At 52.8% G+C, this 16,787-nt stretch carries 12 protein-coding genes and 1 tRNA gene; 8 read left to right on the forward strand and 5 right to left on the reverse strand.

The annotated features are described in order from the left end of the window. Positions 1 to 17 precede the first annotated feature (17 nt). A complete protein-coding gene (gene pepA, locus M989_RS16405; RefSeq protein ID WP_064546996.1) occupies positions 18 to 1,529 on the reverse strand; it encodes a leucyl aminopeptidase in 1,512 nt (503 codons plus the stop codon). Between the two features lie 267 nt (positions 1,530 to 1,796). Here pepA and lptF point away from each other — a divergent pair, with 267 nt between their 5' ends. Continuing rightward, a complete protein-coding gene (gene lptF / locus M989_RS16410) occupies positions 1,797 to 2,897 on the forward strand; it encodes an LPS export ABC transporter permease LptF (protein WP_064546998.1) in 1,101 nt (366 codons plus the stop codon). Continuing rightward, positions 2,897 to 3,979 carry an LPS export ABC transporter permease LptG gene (gene lptG / locus M989_RS16415; RefSeq protein ID WP_064546999.1) on the forward strand — a complete coding sequence of 361 codons (1,083 nt, stop codon included), beginning with the start codon at positions 2,897 to 2,899 and terminating at the stop codon, positions 3,977 to 3,979. The genes lptF and lptG overlap by 1 nt, the downstream gene beginning before the upstream one ends. Before the next feature lie 176 nt (positions 3,980 to 4,155). Here the strand turns inward: lptG and M989_RS16420 are convergent, their stop codons facing one another. Next, positions 4,156 to 5,655, reverse strand: coding sequence for a helicase HerA-like C-terminal domain-containing protein (locus M989_RS16420; RefSeq protein WP_064547001.1), 1,500 nt, complete (start codon positions 5,653 to 5,655; stop codon positions 4,156 to 4,158). A 134-nt stretch (positions 5,656 to 5,789) separates the two neighbouring features. Here M989_RS16420 and M989_RS16425 point away from each other — a divergent pair, with 134 nt between their 5' ends. Next, a complete protein-coding gene (locus tag M989_RS16425) occupies positions 5,790 to 7,427 on the forward strand; it encodes a dihydroxyacetone kinase subunit DhaK (RefSeq protein ID WP_064547003.1) in 1,638 nt (545 codons plus the stop codon). Positions 7,428 to 7,470: 43 nt separating this feature from the next. Here the strand turns inward: M989_RS16425 and ahr are convergent, their stop codons facing one another. Next, complete coding sequence (ahr, locus tag M989_RS16430; RefSeq protein ID WP_064547005.1) at positions 7,471 to 8,490, reverse strand: NADPH-dependent aldehyde reductase Ahr; 1,020 nt, start codon at positions 8,488 to 8,490, stop codon at positions 7,471 to 7,473. A 203-nt stretch (positions 8,491 to 8,693) separates the two neighbouring features. On the opposite strand from ahr, the gene M989_RS16435 reads away from it, so the two are divergent. From M989_RS16435 to dbpB, 5 genes are all read left to right on the forward strand, one after another. Further along, a tRNA-Leu gene (locus tag M989_RS16435) sits at positions 8,694 to 8,778 on the forward strand. Between the two features lie 186 nt (positions 8,779 to 8,964). Further along, positions 8,965 to 10,209: a tyrosine-type recombinase/integrase gene (locus M989_RS16440; RefSeq protein ID WP_053266266.1), complete on the forward strand. Its 1,245-nt coding sequence runs from the start codon at positions 8,965 to 8,967 to the stop codon at positions 10,207 to 10,209. A 539-nt stretch (positions 10,210 to 10,748) separates the two neighbouring features. Continuing rightward, positions 10,749 to 11,600, forward strand: a complete 852-nt coding sequence (locus M989_RS25900) for a hypothetical protein (protein WP_166500074.1) — start codon at positions 10,749 to 10,751, stop codon at positions 11,598 to 11,600. Positions 11,601 to 11,673: 73 nt separating this feature from the next. Beyond that, entirely contained in the window at positions 11,674 to 12,924 is a 1,251-nt protein-coding gene (dpdA, locus tag M989_RS16450; RefSeq protein WP_047650378.1) for a tRNA-guanine transglycosylase DpdA, read from the forward strand. Next, a complete protein-coding gene (gene dbpB / locus M989_RS16455; protein WP_047063873.1) occupies positions 12,921 to 14,048 on the forward strand; it encodes a DGQHR domain-containing protein DpdB in 1,128 nt (375 codons plus the stop codon). Before dpdA ends, dbpB begins: the two co-directional genes overlap by 4 nt. Positions 14,049 to 14,071: 23 nt before the next feature. Here the strand turns inward: dbpB and dpdD are convergent, their stop codons facing one another. Next, positions 14,072 to 16,255: a protein DpdD gene (gene dpdD / locus M989_RS16460; RefSeq protein ID WP_047053961.1), complete on the reverse strand. Its 2,184-nt coding sequence runs from the start codon at positions 16,253 to 16,255 to the stop codon at positions 14,072 to 14,074. Further along, entirely contained in the window at positions 16,248 to 16,778 is a 531-nt protein-coding gene (gene dpdK / locus M989_RS16465) for a phospholipase D-like domain-containing protein DpdK (protein ID WP_047053963.1), read from the reverse strand. Before dpdK ends, dpdD begins: the two co-directional genes overlap by 8 nt. Positions 16,779 to 16,787: the final 9 nt, after the last annotated feature.

The following is a 16,787-nucleotide window of genomic DNA, read 5'->3' on the forward strand; positions in this document are numbered from 1 at the left end:
CATCCGGCATTCACACATTACTCTTCGCCGTTAAAACCCGCGCGATTGAGCAGGAACTGCGACAGCAGCGCCACCGGACGACCGGTTGCGCCCTTGGCCTTACCGGAGCGCCATGCGGTGCCCGCGATGTCCAGGTGCGCCCAGTTGTACTTACGGGTAAAGCGCGCCAGGAAGCAGCCCGCGGTAATCGCACCGCCGGGACGGCCGCCGATGTTGGCCATATCCGCAAAGTTAGATTCCAACTGCTCCTGATACTCATCGCCCAGCGGCAGACGCCATGCGCGGTCGCCAGATTGCTCGGACGCGCCAATCAGCTCGTGCGCCAGCGGGTTGTGGTTCGACATCAGGCCGGTGATGTGATGGCCGAGGGCAATCACGCAGGCGCCGGTCAGCGTCGCCACGTCGATAACCGCTTCTGGCTCGAAGCGCTCAACGTAGGTCAGCACGTCGCACAGTACCAGACGGCCTTCGGCGTCGGTGTTCAGCACTTCAACGGTCTGGCCGGACATGGTGGTCAGCACGTCGCCTGGACGATACGCGCGGCCACCCGGCATGTTCTCACAGCCCGCCAGCACGCCGATAACGTTAATCGGCAGCTGCAGTTCGGCCACCATACGCATCACGCCGTACACCGCCGCCGCGCCGCACATGTCGTACTTCATCTCATCCATGCCTTCGGATGGCTTGATGGAGATACCGCCCGAGTCGAAGGTCAGTCCCTTACCTACCAGCACAATCGGACGAACGTCTTCAGATTCCACGCCTTTATACTCGATGACTGACATCAGCGATTCGTTCTGTGAACCGTTGCCGACCGCGAGGTAGGAGTGCATTCCCAGCTCTTTCATCTGCTGTTCGCCGATGACGCGGGTGATGACGTTTTTGCTGTAGCTGTCCGCCAGCTGACGCGCCTGAGAGGCCAGGTAAGCTGCGTTACAGATGTTTGGCGGCATGTTGCCGAGGTCTTTCGCCGCCTTGATACCGGCGGCAATCGCCAGACCGTGCTGGATAGCACGTTCGCCGCTGGTCAGTTCACGGCGGGTTGGCACGTTGAAGACCATTTTACGCAGCGGACGACGCGGCTCGCTTTTGTTGGTTTTGAGCTGGTCGAAGCTGTACAGCGTCTCTTTCGCGGTTTCAACCGCCTGGCGCACTTTCCAGTAGTTATTGCGCCCTTTAACGTGCAGTTCGGTCAGGAAGCAGACGGCTTCCATTGAACCGGTGTCATTCAGGGTGTTGATGGTTTTCTGAATGACCTGCTTGTACTGGCGCTCGTCGAGCTCGCGCTCTTTCCCGCAGCCAATCAGCAGAATTCGCTCTGAGAGCACGTTTGGTACGTGGTGCAGCAATAAGGTCTGCCCCGGTTTGCCTTCCAGTTCGCCGCGACGCAGCAGCGCACTGATATAACCGTCGCTGATTTTATCGAGCTGTTCGGCGATGGGAGAGAGCCGACGTGGTTCGAATACGCCTACGACGATACAGGCACTCCGCTGTTTCTCCGGGCTACCACTTTTTACACTGAACTCCATGCACTACGCTCCTGAATCTTAAAGACAACGGCGGTGGCTACGGATAGAATTGCAAGCTTACGTAACTCATTTCCGCTGTTGCGGTGACTTCGTGTTAATCTTAACGTTATTACGGTCCTGGCACGTCAGAACAGGTCATGAAACGTGAAACCGCTGAGTCATTTAATCTTAGCGATGATTTCGACGACTCAAGAGAATAAATGACGTTTAAGCCATGAAACAAGCTATTTTCCTGCAATAAGACGGGTTTTTACGGGCGTATTTATAGTGATAATCATACGATATCTGGTGCGGGAGACGCTAAAAAGCCAGCTTGCCATCCTCTTCATTCTGCTTTTGATCTTCTTTTGTCAGAAACTGGTGAGGATCCTTGGCGCGGCGGTTGACGGTGATATCCCGACAAACCTGGTCCTCTCTTTGTTGGGGCTCGGCGTGCCCGAGATGGCGCAGCTTATCCTACCGCTGAGCTTGTTCCTGGGCCTCCTCATGACGCTGGGTAAATTGTATACCGAAAGTGAAATTACGGTGATGCATGCCTGCGGCCTGAGTAAAGCTGTACTGATTAAAGCGGCAATGGTGCTGGCGCTGTTTACCGGTATCGTTGCGGCGGTCAACGTGATGTGGGTGGGGCCATGGTCGTCCCGCCATCAGGACGAAGTGCTGGCTGAAGCCAAAGCCAACCCTGGCATGGCGGCGCTGGCGCAAGGGCAGTTCCAGCAGTCAACTGACGGAAACGCGGTGTTATTTATTGAAGGCGTTAATGGCGCTAGCTTCCACGATGTCTTCCTGGCACAGCTGCGGCCAAAAGGCAGCGCGCGTCCTTCGGTGGTCGTGGCCGATTCCGGGCAGCTCTCCCAGCGCAAAGATGGCTCTCAGGTGGTGACCTTAAATCAGGGTACCCGCTTTGAAGGTACCGCCATGCTGCGCGATTTCCGCATTACCGATTTCAAAAACTACCAGGCGATTATCGGCCATCAAACGGTAGCGGCCGACCCGACAGACACTGAGCAGATGAGCATGAGTACGTTGTGGAATACGGATACTAACCGTGCCCGCGCAGAGCTACACTGGCGCATTACGCTGGTGCTAACGGTGTTTATCATGGCGCTGATGGTGGTTCCGCTGAGCGTGGTCAACCCGCGCCAGGGGCGTGTGCTTTCGATGCTGCCGGCGATGTTGCTCTATCTGGTGTTCTTCCTGCTGCAAACCTCGCTGAAGTCGAATGCGGGCAAAGGCAAGCTCGACCCGGCGGTATGGATGTGGGCGGTTAACCTGCTGTATATCGCGCTGGCCGTGGGGCTGAACCTGTGGGATACCGTCCCAATGCGCCGCCTCCGCGCCCGCTTGACCAATAAAGGAGCGGTATAATGCAGCCATTTGGTGTACTAGACCGCTATATCGGTAAAACCATTTTCACCACCATCATGATGACGCTGTTCATGCTGGTGTCGCTGTCCGGCATCATTAAGTTTGTCGACCAGTTGAAAAAAGCCGGGCAGGGGAGCTATGACGCGCTGGGTGCGGGTATCTATACCCTTCTCAGCATGCCGAAAGACGTGCAGATCTTCTTCCCGATGGCGGCGCTGCTTGGTGCGCTGCTAGGGCTGGGAATGCTGGCTCAGCGCAGTGAGTTAGTGGTCATGCAAGCCTCCGGCTTTACCCGTATGCAGGTCGCGCTGTCGGTGATGAAAACCGCGATTCCGCTGGTACTGCTGACGATGGCGATGGGTGAATGGGTCGCGCCGCAGGGCGAGCAGATGGCGCGTAACTACCGTGCGCAGCAGATGTACGGCGGCTCACTGCTTTCGACCCAGCAAGGGATGTGGGCGAAAGATGGCCACAGTTTTGTTTATATCGAACGGGTAAAGGGCACCGATGAGCTCGGTGGCGTGAGTATCTACAGCTTCAATAATGAGCGTCGGCTACAGTCCGTGCGCTATGCGGCCAGCGCCAAATTCGATACTGAACAGAAGGTCTGGCGTCTGTCGCAGGTGGATGAATCTAACCTTTCTGACCCGAAACAGATTACCGGTTCACAGACGGTGAGCGGAACCTGGAAAACGACCCTCACGCCGGACAAGCTGGGCGTCGTGGCGCTGGATCCGGATGCGCTGTCCATCAGCGGGCTGCACAACTACGTGAAGTACCTGCACGCCAGCGGTCAGGATGCCGGGCGCTACCAGTTGAATATGTGGAGCAAAGTATTCCAGCCGCTTTCCGTGGCGGTGATGATGCTCATGGCGCTGTCGTTTATTTTTGGCCCACTGCGTAGCGTACCGATGGGCGTGCGAGTGGTGACAGGGATCAGCTTTGGCTTCGTGTTCTATGTGCTTGACCAGATATTCGGCCCGCTCACGCTGGTATACGGTATCCCGCCGATTATTGGCGCGCTGTTGCCAAGCGCCAGCTTCTTCCTGATAAGCCTTTGGCTGATGATGCGAAAAGCGTAACCCCTCTTGTTGCCCGGCCGAGCAATAGCGACGCCGGGTTTTTTATGCCTGAAATCGTTGTATTCCTTTTGTAAATTGGCGCTATCCCTGGGGTCGCTGTCGCTCGCCTGGGCTACGGGATCATGTAGGCCGGATAAGGCGTTTACGCCGCCATCCGGCAAACAAACGATACAACACTAACGCCGCCGTCCGCCCAGCAGGCTACCCAACATCCCACGCACAATCTGATTGGTCACCTGGCGCACGGCGCTTTTTGCCGCCGTTTGCACCAGACCATCATGCTTACCGCCGCGTGGACCGGTGGTGCCGAAGATAATATCTTTCAGCCCGCCAAGTATGCCGTCATCAACACCCTGCTGACTTTTGGCCGGTGGTGCATCCGCCTGTCCTGCGCTGTTCTGCACACCTTTTTGCAGCATCTCGAACGCTGATTCGCGGTCAACGTCATCCTCGTATTTACCGTACAGCGGTGAATTGTTGATTAAGCCGTTGCGCTCGTCATCGGTTACCGGCCCCATCCGCGAACACGGTGCAATCACCATCGCCCGCTCCACCACCGACGGGCTGCCTTTCTCATCAAGGAACGAGATCAGCGCTTCCCCGGTTCCCAACTCCTGAATCGCCTGCTCTGTGCTGAACGCCGGGTTTGCGCGCATGGTCTGCGCAGCGGTTTTTACCGCTTTCTGATCCTTCGGCGTAAAGGCGCGCAGGGCGTGTTGCACGCGGTTGCCCAACTGCCCGAGCACCGCATCGGGGATATCCGACGGATTCTGCGAAACAAAATAGACCCCCACACCCTTGGAGCGAATCAGGCGTATCACCTGCTCGATTTTATCCAGCAGCACCTGTGGCGCATCGTTGAACAGCAGGTGCGCCTCATCGAAGAAAAACACCAGCTTTGGTTTTTCCACATCGCCGGCCTCCGGCAACTGCTCGTACAGCTCGGAGAGCATCCACAGCAGGCTGGCGGCGTACAGCTTCGGCATCTGGTAAAGCTTTTCCGCGCTGAGGATATTGATGATGCCTTTGCCGTTGCTGTCGGTACGCATCCAGTCTTTGATATCCAGCATTGGCTCACCGAAGAAGTGTTCGGCACCTTGTTGCTCCAGCGTCAGCAGCCCGCGCTGGATCGCCCCCACGGAGGCACTGCTGATATTGCCGTACTGGTTCTGGAAGGATTTCGCGTTATCGCCGATGTACTGGGTTATCGCGCGCAGGTCTTTGAAGTCCAGCAGCAACAGCCCTTGATCGTCAGCAATACGAAAGATGATGTTCAATACCCCGGACTGCACCTCGTTGAGATTGAGCAGGCGAGCCAGTAGCAGTGGGCCGAGGTCGGACACCGTTGCCCGCACCGGATGTCCCTTCTCGCCGAAGATATCCCACACCACTACCGGGTTTGCGTGTGGTTCCCAGTCGGTGACGCCGATTTTCGTCAACCGGGCGGTAAGTTTTTCCGATGCCTGACCTTCTTCGGCAACGCCGGTCAGGTCGCCTTTCACGTCGGCCATAAATACCGGCACGCCAATCTCCGAGAACGACTCCGCTATCTTTTGCAGGGTGACCGTTTTCCCGGTACCGGTGGCACCAGTAATTAACCCGTGGCGGTTGGCCATATTGGGCAGCAGTTCAAGCTGTGTGTCCTGGGTGCGTGCAATCAGCAAAGGTGCGCTCATGGGTAATCCTCCATTTATTCTGCGTCGAGTATAGGCAAAACAACGGCATCTCGCGGCGGTAAATTGTCTGTTTTGCGGCGCTTTATCCAGCGCGAACTATGCTTTGCATACGGTTTTCTTTTTTTTGGAAGGTTATGTCCAGATTCTTCTTTAACGAGCGCAAACACCTTGTCGATGATGCGCTAGAAGGCTTAGTGTTGTCTGCACCTCACGCGAACCTGGTGCGATTGGATATCGACCCGGCGATTCGTATCGTCGCCCGCAGCGACTGGGATAAAAGCCGGGTGGCGATAATCTCCGGCGGCGGCTCCGGCCATGAACCGGCGCACGCGGGCTTTGTCGGCAGAGGCATGCTCACCGCTGCGGTATGCGGCGATCTCTTCGCCTCCCCAAGTGTGGATGCGGTACTAAATGCCATCGTGGCGGTCACGGGCGATCGCGGCTGCCTGCTGATTGTTAAAAACTACACCGGCGACCGCCTCAACTTCGGTCTTGCCGCCGAAAAAGCCAAACGTTACGGCCTGAAGGTTGAAATGGTCATTGTCTCTGACGATGTCGCGCTACCGGATAACAAACAGCCGCGCGGCATTGCAGGCACGGCGATGGTACATAAAGTCGCGGGACACGCAGCGGAGCAGGGGAAATCGCTTAGCGAAGTGCTCGAGATAGCCCGGCAGGCGAGCCGGGGCGTGTTCAGCCTGGGACTGGCGATGGAAACCTGCAATCTGCCCGGAGGGGAAACGGAAGATCGCATTAAACCCGGCCTGGTGGAACTGGGGCTCGGTATTCACGGCGAGCCGGGCGCCTCGACGGTCAACAGCCATAACAGCAAACAGCTGATTGGCGCGCTGGTTGAGACCCTGAGGGCATCAGCAGGCGACAACCGTGTGGCGGTGTTGATCAACAACCTGGGCGGCGTGTCGGAGCTGGAGATGGCGCTGCTCACCAAAGAGCTGGCGCACTCTTCGCTACGTGAGCAGATAGCCTATCTGATTGGCCCGGCGACGCTGGTCAGCTCGCTGGATATGAAAGGTTTCTCGCTGTCGCTGATCGTCCTTAACCAGGTCATCGAACAAGCGCTGCTGGCGGATGTTGAGACCACCGGTTGGGTGAAGGCGGTGGCCTTTGCGCCACTGAGAACGCTGACGCATGCCAAAGTGCACGACGCGTTGGAGGTTCTGCCGTCGGAGAATCCGCAGGTGCATGCGCTGGTGGCGCAGGCGACCCAGACGTTGCAGGGGCTTGAGAGCCGACTGAACGCGCTGGATGCTAAAGTGGGCGATGGCGACACCGGCTCGACCTTTGCGCTGGGCGCGCAGGATATCGCCACGCAGCTTGAGCAGAATGTGCTGCCGCTGAACAACCCGGCGCAGCTGCTACAACTGATTGGCGAACGGCTGGCAACGGTGATGGGAGGTTCCAGCGGCGTGCTGATGTCGTTGTTCTTTACCGCAGCAGGACAAGCGTTAGCACAGAGAGAGACGCTGCCGAATGCGCTGCTCGCAGGATTAAAGCAGATGAAATTCTACGGTGGCGCCGCACCTGGCGACCGTACGTTAATCGATGCCCTACAACCGGCGCTGGAAGCGCTGCGTGATAAAGGGCTGACGGAAGCTATTGCGGCGGCGCAACAGGGGGCTGAAAGCACGGCGACGATGCAAAAAGCGAAAGCGGGGCGCGCATCGTACGTGAACAGCGACAACCTCAACGGCGTGCCGGACCCGGGAGCCGTTGCTGTAGCGGAGGTTTTCGCAGCTTTTGCAAAAGCTTAACGGCGTAGAGAAGAACCGGCGGCAGAACGCCGCCGGATAAACATCAGAAATCAGCCTTCAGCACTACGCGGTAACGGGCTTTACCGTCACGCACGTACTGGATGGCATCGTTGATTTTAGACATCGGGAACTGCTCGGTGATGGGCGCTACTTTGCTGCGACCAGCAAACTTCATCAGCTTACGCAGCTCGAACGGGTTACCCGTCGCTGAACCGGAGACGCTACGGTCGCCGCCAATCAGGGTAAACGCCGGTACCGGCAGCGGCGTCAGCACCGCGCCGACGGTGTGGAAGTTGCCGCCCGAGGCCAGCGCTTCGAAGTACGGCTGCCAGTTCAGGTCGACGTTGACGGTATTGATGATCAGGTCAAACTGACCCGCTAGTTCTTTGAGCGCTTCCGGCGAGCGGCTGTTGACCACGTGATCTGCGCCCATCGCCCGCACTTCCTGCTCTTTCGACGGATTGGAGCTGAACGCTGTAACTTCGGCACCCATTGCGCGCAGCAGCTTAATGGCGATATGCCCCAGACCACCAATCCCAATCACCCCTACGCGGCTGGTGGCGGTGACGTGATGCATCAGCAGCGGTTTAAAGACGGTGATACCGCCGCACAGCATTGGGCCTGCGGTTTCGATATCAATGTTGTCCGGCAGAGGAATAACCCATTGCCAGTCGGCGCGCAGCTTATCGGCAAAGCCGCCGTGGTTGAGGATGGTTGGTACCGAACCTTCGGTACAGTTAATCTGGTTGCCATCAATACAGGCATCGCAGTGACCGCAGCTTCGCGCCGTCCAGCCAATGCCCACCCGTTGACCAATCTTCAGACCTTTATTCTGTGCCGCGCTGCCCAGTGCTACCACGTGACCAATCACCTCGTGGCCGGCAACCAGCGGATATTGAGAGAACCCCCATTCGTTATCGATCATCGACAGGTCCGAGTGGCAGATCCCGCAGTAATCTACTTTAACCTCAACGTCTTCGGGCAGCAGCTCCCCGGCATCGTATTCCCAGACTTCCAGTTCTGCTCCGGCATTTTTCGCGGCGTAGCTTTTTATGATAGACATCGTGTATCTCTCAGTGTGGTGTTGAACTGAGAGTGTAGAGCATGTGGGGGCAGGGCGCTTGGCGGAAGGGGGGATTAAGACTAATGTGATCGCGGCTAAGTTGTGCTGTTTTTTTCGACACTTAGCGAGGTTAACACGTGCTGGTGCTTGCATGGTTGCGTGTGGCAGGTATAATCCACAACGTTTTCCGCATACCTTTCCGTGCCGGAGTGGCGAAATCGGTAGACGCAGTTGATTCAAAATCAACCGTAGAAATACGTGCCGGTTCGAGTCCGGCCTTCGGCACCATCGGAACATCAATAGACGTCAACGGACGTCTTTTTTTGTGTCTGAAATCCAGTATTTACCCATTATTCCCGCTATATTAACTCTCTCAAGGTCAACCTACTTCAACGTACATCTACCAACAGATGTTGGTACAGATGATGGTATTTCCGGTTCGATAATGCTTGTACCAACAGGGAGGGGATAAGCATGGCTCTAACAGATATCAAAGTCAGAACAGCCAAGCCAACGGATAAGCAATATAAGCTGACTGATGGCAACGGTATGCATCTTCTCGTCCATCCCAATGGTTCTAAATACTGGCGTTTGCAATACCGATTTGGCGGAAAGCAAAAGATGCTGGCTCTGGGTGTTTATCCTGATGTGTCACTCGCTGATGCAAGGGCTCGTCGTGATGAGGCTCGTAAGCTTTTGGCAAACAGCATCGATCCGGGAGATAAAAAGAAAAATGATAAGGTTGAGCAGGAAGAAGCACGTACTTTCGAACAACTTGCTATTGAGTGGCATGCCACAAATAAAAAGTGGTCGGAAGAACATAGCCGACGAGTACTGAAAAGTCTGGAGGATAATCTCTTCCCTGCCATAGGTAAGCGAAATATTGCTGATCTTAAAACTAGAGACCTTCTAGTCCCAATCAAAGCGGTAGAGTTGTCGGGGCGACTTGAGGTGGCATCCCGTCTACAGCAGCGCACTACTGCAATTATGAGATATGCCGTTCAGAGTGGTTTACTTGATTACAATCCCGCACAGGAAATGGTTGGTGCTGTTGCTTCAAGTAACAGGCAGCATAGACCTGCATTGGAGTTGAAACGTACCCCCGAACTGCTTCAGCGCATTGACAGCTATACGGGTAGACCTTTGACCCGCCTTGCCGTTGAGCTAACCCTCCTTGTATTTATTCGTTCAAGTGAACTGCGTTTTGCTCGTTGGTCTGAGATCGATTTTGAAACATCGATGTGGACGATCCCAGCAGAGCGAGAAGCTATTGAAGGGGTGAAGCACTCCCAGCGTGGTTCAAAAATGCGTACGCCTCATTTGGTGCCGTTATCTCGTCAGGCGTTAGCAATCCTTAAACAGGTACACAAACTTAGTGGCGAGCGCGATTTTGTTTTCATTGGCGATCACGACCATCGTAAACCGATGAGTGAGAACACGGTGAACAAGGCGCTGCGCGTTATGGGTTATGACACGAAGGTAGAGGTTTGTGGACATGGTTTCAGAACAATGGCCTGTAGTTCATTGATAGAATCGGGATTGTGGTCGAGGGATGCGGTTGAACGGCAGATGAGCCATATGGAGCGTAACTCTGTACGTGCGGCTTATATTCATAAGGCCGAGCATCTGGATGAGCGCAGACTGATGCTGCAGTGGTGGGCTGATTTTTTGGATGCGAATCGGGAAAAGGAAGTTAGTCCTTATGACTTTGGTAAATAATCTAATTCCTGACGCTTGCTATGCGTAAATTTGAAAAGCCAGCTTGAACTATAACCCATACTTTTTTATAACTGTATTATTCTGGCGATTCAGAGGTGCACTATGAAAACTTTCGATACTCAACTTGCGATGAGTATTGTATCGCACTCAACGGGAGGTTTTAGTTACGACACTCTAGCTAGAGCTTTGATTTCTAAGAATAAAAATGAAAGTCCCGACATTCTTCTTGAGTCATGTCGAAATTTTTGTCTCTCTCTTGAGGAAAAAGGCATTCTGAGGCGATGCCAAAAATGTTCTCATTCTCAAGATGAGTATTTCGAGTATATTCCTCACTAACATCAGTCCCTGAAAATTTTTTCAGGGACTGATAACTCCGTTCTTGTCATCCCCTTTTTTCTCCTGTAGCTTGTGTAACACGATTCTGGGGGGCGATTGTGAGCAACATTAACTTAATAACAACATGTACAAACGGCAAACACTACGGTAGTAGGGATATATTGAGTCTGAGTCAATTTTCATCAGGCCGAACACCTTCAAATGTGCTCGTGAATTCTTGGTGCAATGCTCTGAATGAAGCTATTTCTACCTCTGCAACTGTATGTGCAAAGGATCTTTATAAAGGTGGGCATTGGGCGACAGCTAAAGCCATCTTAGATGATTATCCTATTGATTTATGGGTTCTTTCTGCTGGCTTAGGCCTCCTTCACCACAAAGACAATGTTGTACCTTATAAAGCGACCTTTGCTGTTGGATATGACGAATCAATACCATTGTATTCTCAAGAATATGCAGGAAAAAGTTTTCATAGAACATGGTGGAAAGAAATAACCAATAGATCTATTTTTAAATCTAAGCATCCTACATCTATTGTAGAGTTAATGAAAAAAAGAAAAAAAGAATATTATATAATCTGTGGTTCCCCAGATTATATTAATGCAATTGAACTGGATATCATTAATGGTCTTGAATATTTGGTTGATGCAAAAAAACAACTGCTTATTATAACTTCCAAAAAAATCAATAGTAGGCTGAATGCATACCTTTTCAAAACCAACCAAAATATAGCTCAGTGGTTGAGATGCAATATGCTTATGCTTAATATCAGTGTGGCAAAATACATTGTGAACGAATTTACGTCAAAACAACTCAATGATTTAAATGAGCTATCTCAAAAGTTAATAGAAGAACTCAAGGAGTTACCTGAGCGTGAAGTGAAAAAAGGAATTCGTCGTAGCCCGGAGGAAGTTAAGTCATTCATTTTAAAGCTTATGGAACAAAATCCTGGTATCAGTGCAACACATGCGTTGCGTGAATTTCGTGACTCGGGAAATTCATTTGAGGAAAAACGTTTTCGGGCTGAGTTTAAGGCCCTTAGAGAGGCTAAACCTTAATGCTACTTGCCTGGGTTTCATGGTAGAATCCCCCGTTTTTTGAGGCTTAGCAGTGGCGTCACAGGAGAGTAAGTTGTCGAAGCTAAAGTATTTTTTCCCTGATAGTCAGGATTTTATCGATCCCAGTTTTGACTTCTTCCGCGAAACGCGTAACGAACATCGCGTGCGTCAACGTGACGATCATTATCCGCATGAGGTTTTTCCTCATCCTTATGATGGTATGCTGGTTTCTAAAGCTGTAGTAGATGGTCTTGGTGGCGGTGAGAGCAAATATACCCGTGCCCAGCGTTTGCGTTATTTCCGTAATGGAATGAAGCACTTTTTCCGTCTTCCGGAAAATATGGAAACCATGGGTGATTGCGGAGCCTTCACCTATGTTAACCAGGACGTCCCCCCATACCGTGTGGAAGAGGTGATTGAGTTCTACGAAACTTCCCGCTTTAACCATGGCGTTTCTCTCGATCACATTGTCTTTGGCTATGAGAAACCAGGTGAAGTATTCAGTGGCGAAGTATTGGCTGAATGTCGCCGACGCCAAGATATCACTCTGACCTTGGCTCAAGAGTTTTTAAACAAGTCTCAAAAGTCCTGTTTTACTCCCTTTGGCGTTGCACATGGATGGAGCAAAACTTCCTATCGTCAGTCTGTAGAGGCCCTGCTGGCCATGGGATACAGAAATATCACCATGGGGGGGATGGTGCCGTTGAAAACGGCGCAGATCCTTGAGACTCTCGAAGAGATTAAACCGCTGCTGAAAAGTGATACACGTGTTCACTTGCTTGGCATTGCCCGTCCAGAGAGTTTCGCCGACTTTATCAAGTTTGGTGTGACCAGTATTGACTCAACAACACCGCTGCAGCAAGCCTTCAAAGATCGGAAAAACAACTATCATACGCCTGATGGCCCGGCCTATACCGCTGTGCGTGTCCCTCAGTTTGATGCGAATCCAAGCTTGAGTCGCAAAATAAAATCTGGCGTGATTGATCAGGATATTGCACGACATCTGGAAAAGGATGCCATGACTGCCCTGTTTGAATATGATAAAGGGGCTTTGTCCCTTGAGAAAACTCTTGATGCAGTCCTGGCATATGAACGCCTCCATTCGGGTGAAAAAGAGGCCGATAAAATCCGTGCGGATTATGAGCGTACGCTGGGAGAACGTCCTTGGAAACAATGCCAGTGCAATATTTGCCAGGCCATCGGTATCAACGTCATCATTTTCCGCGGAGCAGAACGTAACCGTCGCCGCGGTTTCCATAATATTCAGGTGTTGTACAACCGTTTACAGCACACATTGTCATTACGCTCAGAGGAACTGTCATGAGTGAATATCGTGTTCCCGCCCTGCGAATCCGACAGGGTGAGGAGAGGCAACTCTATAGCCTTGCGATAGAAGGTAAACAGATCAGCAAAATTGCAGCGATTTCGCGAATTCGTCGCGGTGAAGAGAATTTGGTTGGTTATCAGCGTCCAGAAGTACGTAACCATATTCGCGAAATTCAGCGCTATATTGAGAGTAAAAACCCGATGATACCAAACCCGGTGATTATCGCTTTTGATAAGCGTGTGCGTTTTGAACCGCTTACAGATAATGGCGACATGGGGCATCTGGTGATACCTTTCTCCGAAGATAAGGATTTTGAGAAGCCAGGGTTTATTGTGGATGGTCAACAACGTACTGCTGCTTTGCGGGATGCGGAAATCGACTCGTTTATGATGCCGGTCTCTGCATTTATCGCTAATGATGCAGAAGAACAACGCGAGCAGTTTATGCTGGTTAACTCCACAAAACCGCTGCCCAAAACGTTGTTATACGAACTGGCACCGCATACCCACGGTCGTTTGCCATCCGATCTGCAAATGCGTAAGTTTCCTTCGCTGCTGACTCAACGACTGAACTTCGGGGAAGGTCCACTTGCGGGGCGCATCAAAACGGCAACCAATCCTGATGGGGTTATTGCTGACAACTCGATGATCAAAATGATCGATGCTAGTCTTCGTGAGGGAGCATTGTATCGCTTCCGTGACCCTGCGACAGGGTTGGGGGATGAAGGGAAGATGGTGAAACTGCTGAATAACTTCTGGTCGGCGGTGGAAACCGTGTTTACCGATGACTGGGACAAAAAGCCGCGCTATTCCCGCCTATTACACGGCGTCGGTATTCTTGCACTGGGTAGCCTGATGGATGAAATTGATCAGGTGCATCAGGACTATAAAGGTGAACCTGGCTGGACTGAGATCCCTTCCTATACTCGTTTTGTCGAAGAGTTAAATCGCATCAAGTCGCTTTGTGCATGGAGTAGTGGCGCGTGGAACTTCGGTACGGATATTGATGGTCAGCCTATCGTCCGTAAATGGAATGAACTGCAGAACCTGTCGAAAGATATCTCATTAGTGACGGATTATCTGGTCACAAGTTATATCAAAGCAGCGAACGCCAATATATAAAAAAGGGGCATTTGCCCCTTTTTTTATGCCACTACTGCAGAGACCTGCTGAACGTGCGCAATAAACGCGTTCAGCATTGACCCGGCACCTTTACCTGTAGGGTAGATTAAATCTCTGCGCTGTGCTGAGACCGCGTAAAAGGCCTGATGAGTGGCGCTGCCTGCAGAAAAGATGAAGTAATCAGCCTGTTTTGCTTGATTAATCAACTTGTCGGTTGCAGTGTGCGCATGGCTGATCTCCACTCTGATCCCGGGGAACAGCGTTTCCAGCATCCGTTTCGCGCGTCTTACCGCGCCTTCTGTCAGGCTATAAATCGCCACTCTGGCTCCGGATAAGTCCGGCAATTCATCTTCTGCATCTGCCGTACAGCTATCCTGCTCAGCCGGAAATACGCGCTCTGCACCTTCCCCTAGCACGTCAGTCGCCAAGTTGCGCATCACTGTACGAGTAGTCGGATCTAATCGCGCCCATATTCCGCTCACAAAAGACTGAACGCTGAGCCACAGCGAGGTGAGCGTCGCCCGATCCTGCACCGGAGCATCAAGGAAGAGTTCGATCAACTCGCCCAGCGCTGGCAGGTTGCGGAATGAACTGGCGCGTTCGACGATCAGTTCCAGCATGGCACCGGACTGTTGATACGCTTCCTGGCTAACAGAGCCTTGTAGGAAGCGGTCCGTCACCATTGTGGCCAGCTTGATATCCGCCTGACTGACGCTTTGTTCCATCGCAAGAACATCCAGCCACTTTAGCCACGTCGTACTACTCAGACTGAACTGATGACGTTCAAGCCATTCAATAAAGGCAGGCATCACGTTACGCAGGATCGGGAACGCGTCTGGTGGAACCTGACTTGATAGTAACTGGAGCATCGTCGCTTCATGGAACGAGTCGGCGGGCCAGTTTTCACTTTCCAGCGCGACCAGTTGCACCAGGCTGTTGCTGTCGACTTCTGACTGACATAGTCGGGAGAAACAGATATCCCAGCCCACGATTTGCGGATTGGTCAGATGGCGGATCTCCTCGATGAGTGTTTTCAGCAGTGGTACCGCCATCGCCTGCTCTATCAACTGCTGATCAAGCGTGTGGAGCGTTTGTGCGTAGCCGGTAATCTCCTCTTGCGTTGCGGTCAGGGAGGTTTGCAGATATGCGGCAAGCTGTTGCAGCGTATCCGGGAGCGACGCCGTCGCTGTCGCTGCTGACGGACTCACAACGTAGAACGGCCGACTGGCCCAGGTGTGCAATCCACTCAACCAGTCGGTTTTTAGGCGTTCTGGTAACGCGTTGAGCAGGTCGACTTCGCCAATAAGCATCACGCCGGTGGCCCAGGTTTTCCACGCCGCAAAGTCAGCCTCATCCTGGGATAAAAAAGGCATCTGCGTAAACAGAGGGTGTAGCGCCAGACATTGCGGGCGAAGATCCGCCGGGGAGGCCTGCGGATACCCGTGGATGTCGGGTGTAAAAAAGCGCTGCTGGTATGCTTTCAGCAGCATCCGCATCAGAGTTGTGGGAATGCGTCCCCGAACCAAATCAGCAAGCGAATCGTGATTCAGCAGCGTGTCCCACTTCTCTAACTTACCCGCCTGCTGGAGTTCAAGCAGCATAAGGTTGCGTCGCGAAAGCGCGCCGTTGTTCTTCAGTTCCTGTAGTAAAGCGTCGCTTGTGGCTTCGTCTTTTTGGCTATTCGCCAGAATGAAATCACTCAAGATCCGCCCAAAGGGACGTTTGACCGTGCGTACGATTGATGGCCTATCACGAAACAGGGCGATAACGTCTTTGAGCGCGGCGAAGACCCGCTCTTTTGCTGGTTTATCTTTCTGCTTTGTGGGCAGTAATTCGATCCGGATAAATCCGGCCGGACAGTGCGTCAGCAGAGCCGTTTCAGACAGCGATGTCGCTCCCTGCGCGGGGACGAAAGTCACCCTTCTATCGGCAATAACATCGGCAGACCCCAGCCTGGCATTCAACACATTGCTGAGCTCCAGCGTGGTGCGATCCGTTTCTGCCGCGGCAAAAAATACCCAGCGATGAGCATCGCACCAGGGCAGAATGATCGGCCACTGAGCGTCAGTCGCGCTCTCGTAGAGCGGCAGTAAGACGGTTTTTAAGTCCGCAGGGTAGGCGTTTTCAACGTTTTCTAGCAACCTGTCCAGCTTCAGTAAATTTCCGTTGCCAAAGAAGTCACGCACCCATTGAGGAGTATCAGTCATGGGTGTCTCCAAAGGTGTACTGGCCGCTAAATTCAATCAACGCATCTGAAATCACCGTATTATTAGTTGAAAACAGCAGATGCTCATCGTTCAGGTTTGCGCCGCTCCAGGTGTAATTCATGGATCCTTTCAGAAAGAAATGTTTGGTCAGCAACCCCTTGGCGTGCAGGTTCTCGTGATATAGGTATTGCATGTCGTGATCGGGCGATAAGCGCGTCAACAGTCGCTCGATAAAGACCACGCTGCGCGTGTCTTCACGTGTCACGATGCGTAGCGGACAGCCATTGTTGACGGCGGTGGCGAGCAATTCCTGGAAGCTGACCATCCGGGCCCCCCATGAAGGATCAAGAAAACTCCACTGACCGCCCCGGTTATCAATCACGTCAAAGTCGCTCATCCACGGTGAGATCAGCCAGATCGGTTCTGGGTAGAGGATCAAGCCACTAAACTGCGCGCTTAGAATTTCCCGCAAATGTCGCTGGCCCAGTGGGCCATGTAGGAAAATTTGTCGTTGTTCTTCCATTTCTGCGTT

It is taken from the genome of Kluyvera georgiana ATCC 51603 (assembly GCF_001654985.1).
GTDB classification, from domain to species: Bacteria; Pseudomonadota; Gammaproteobacteria; order Enterobacterales; family Enterobacteriaceae; genus Kluyvera; species Kluyvera georgiana.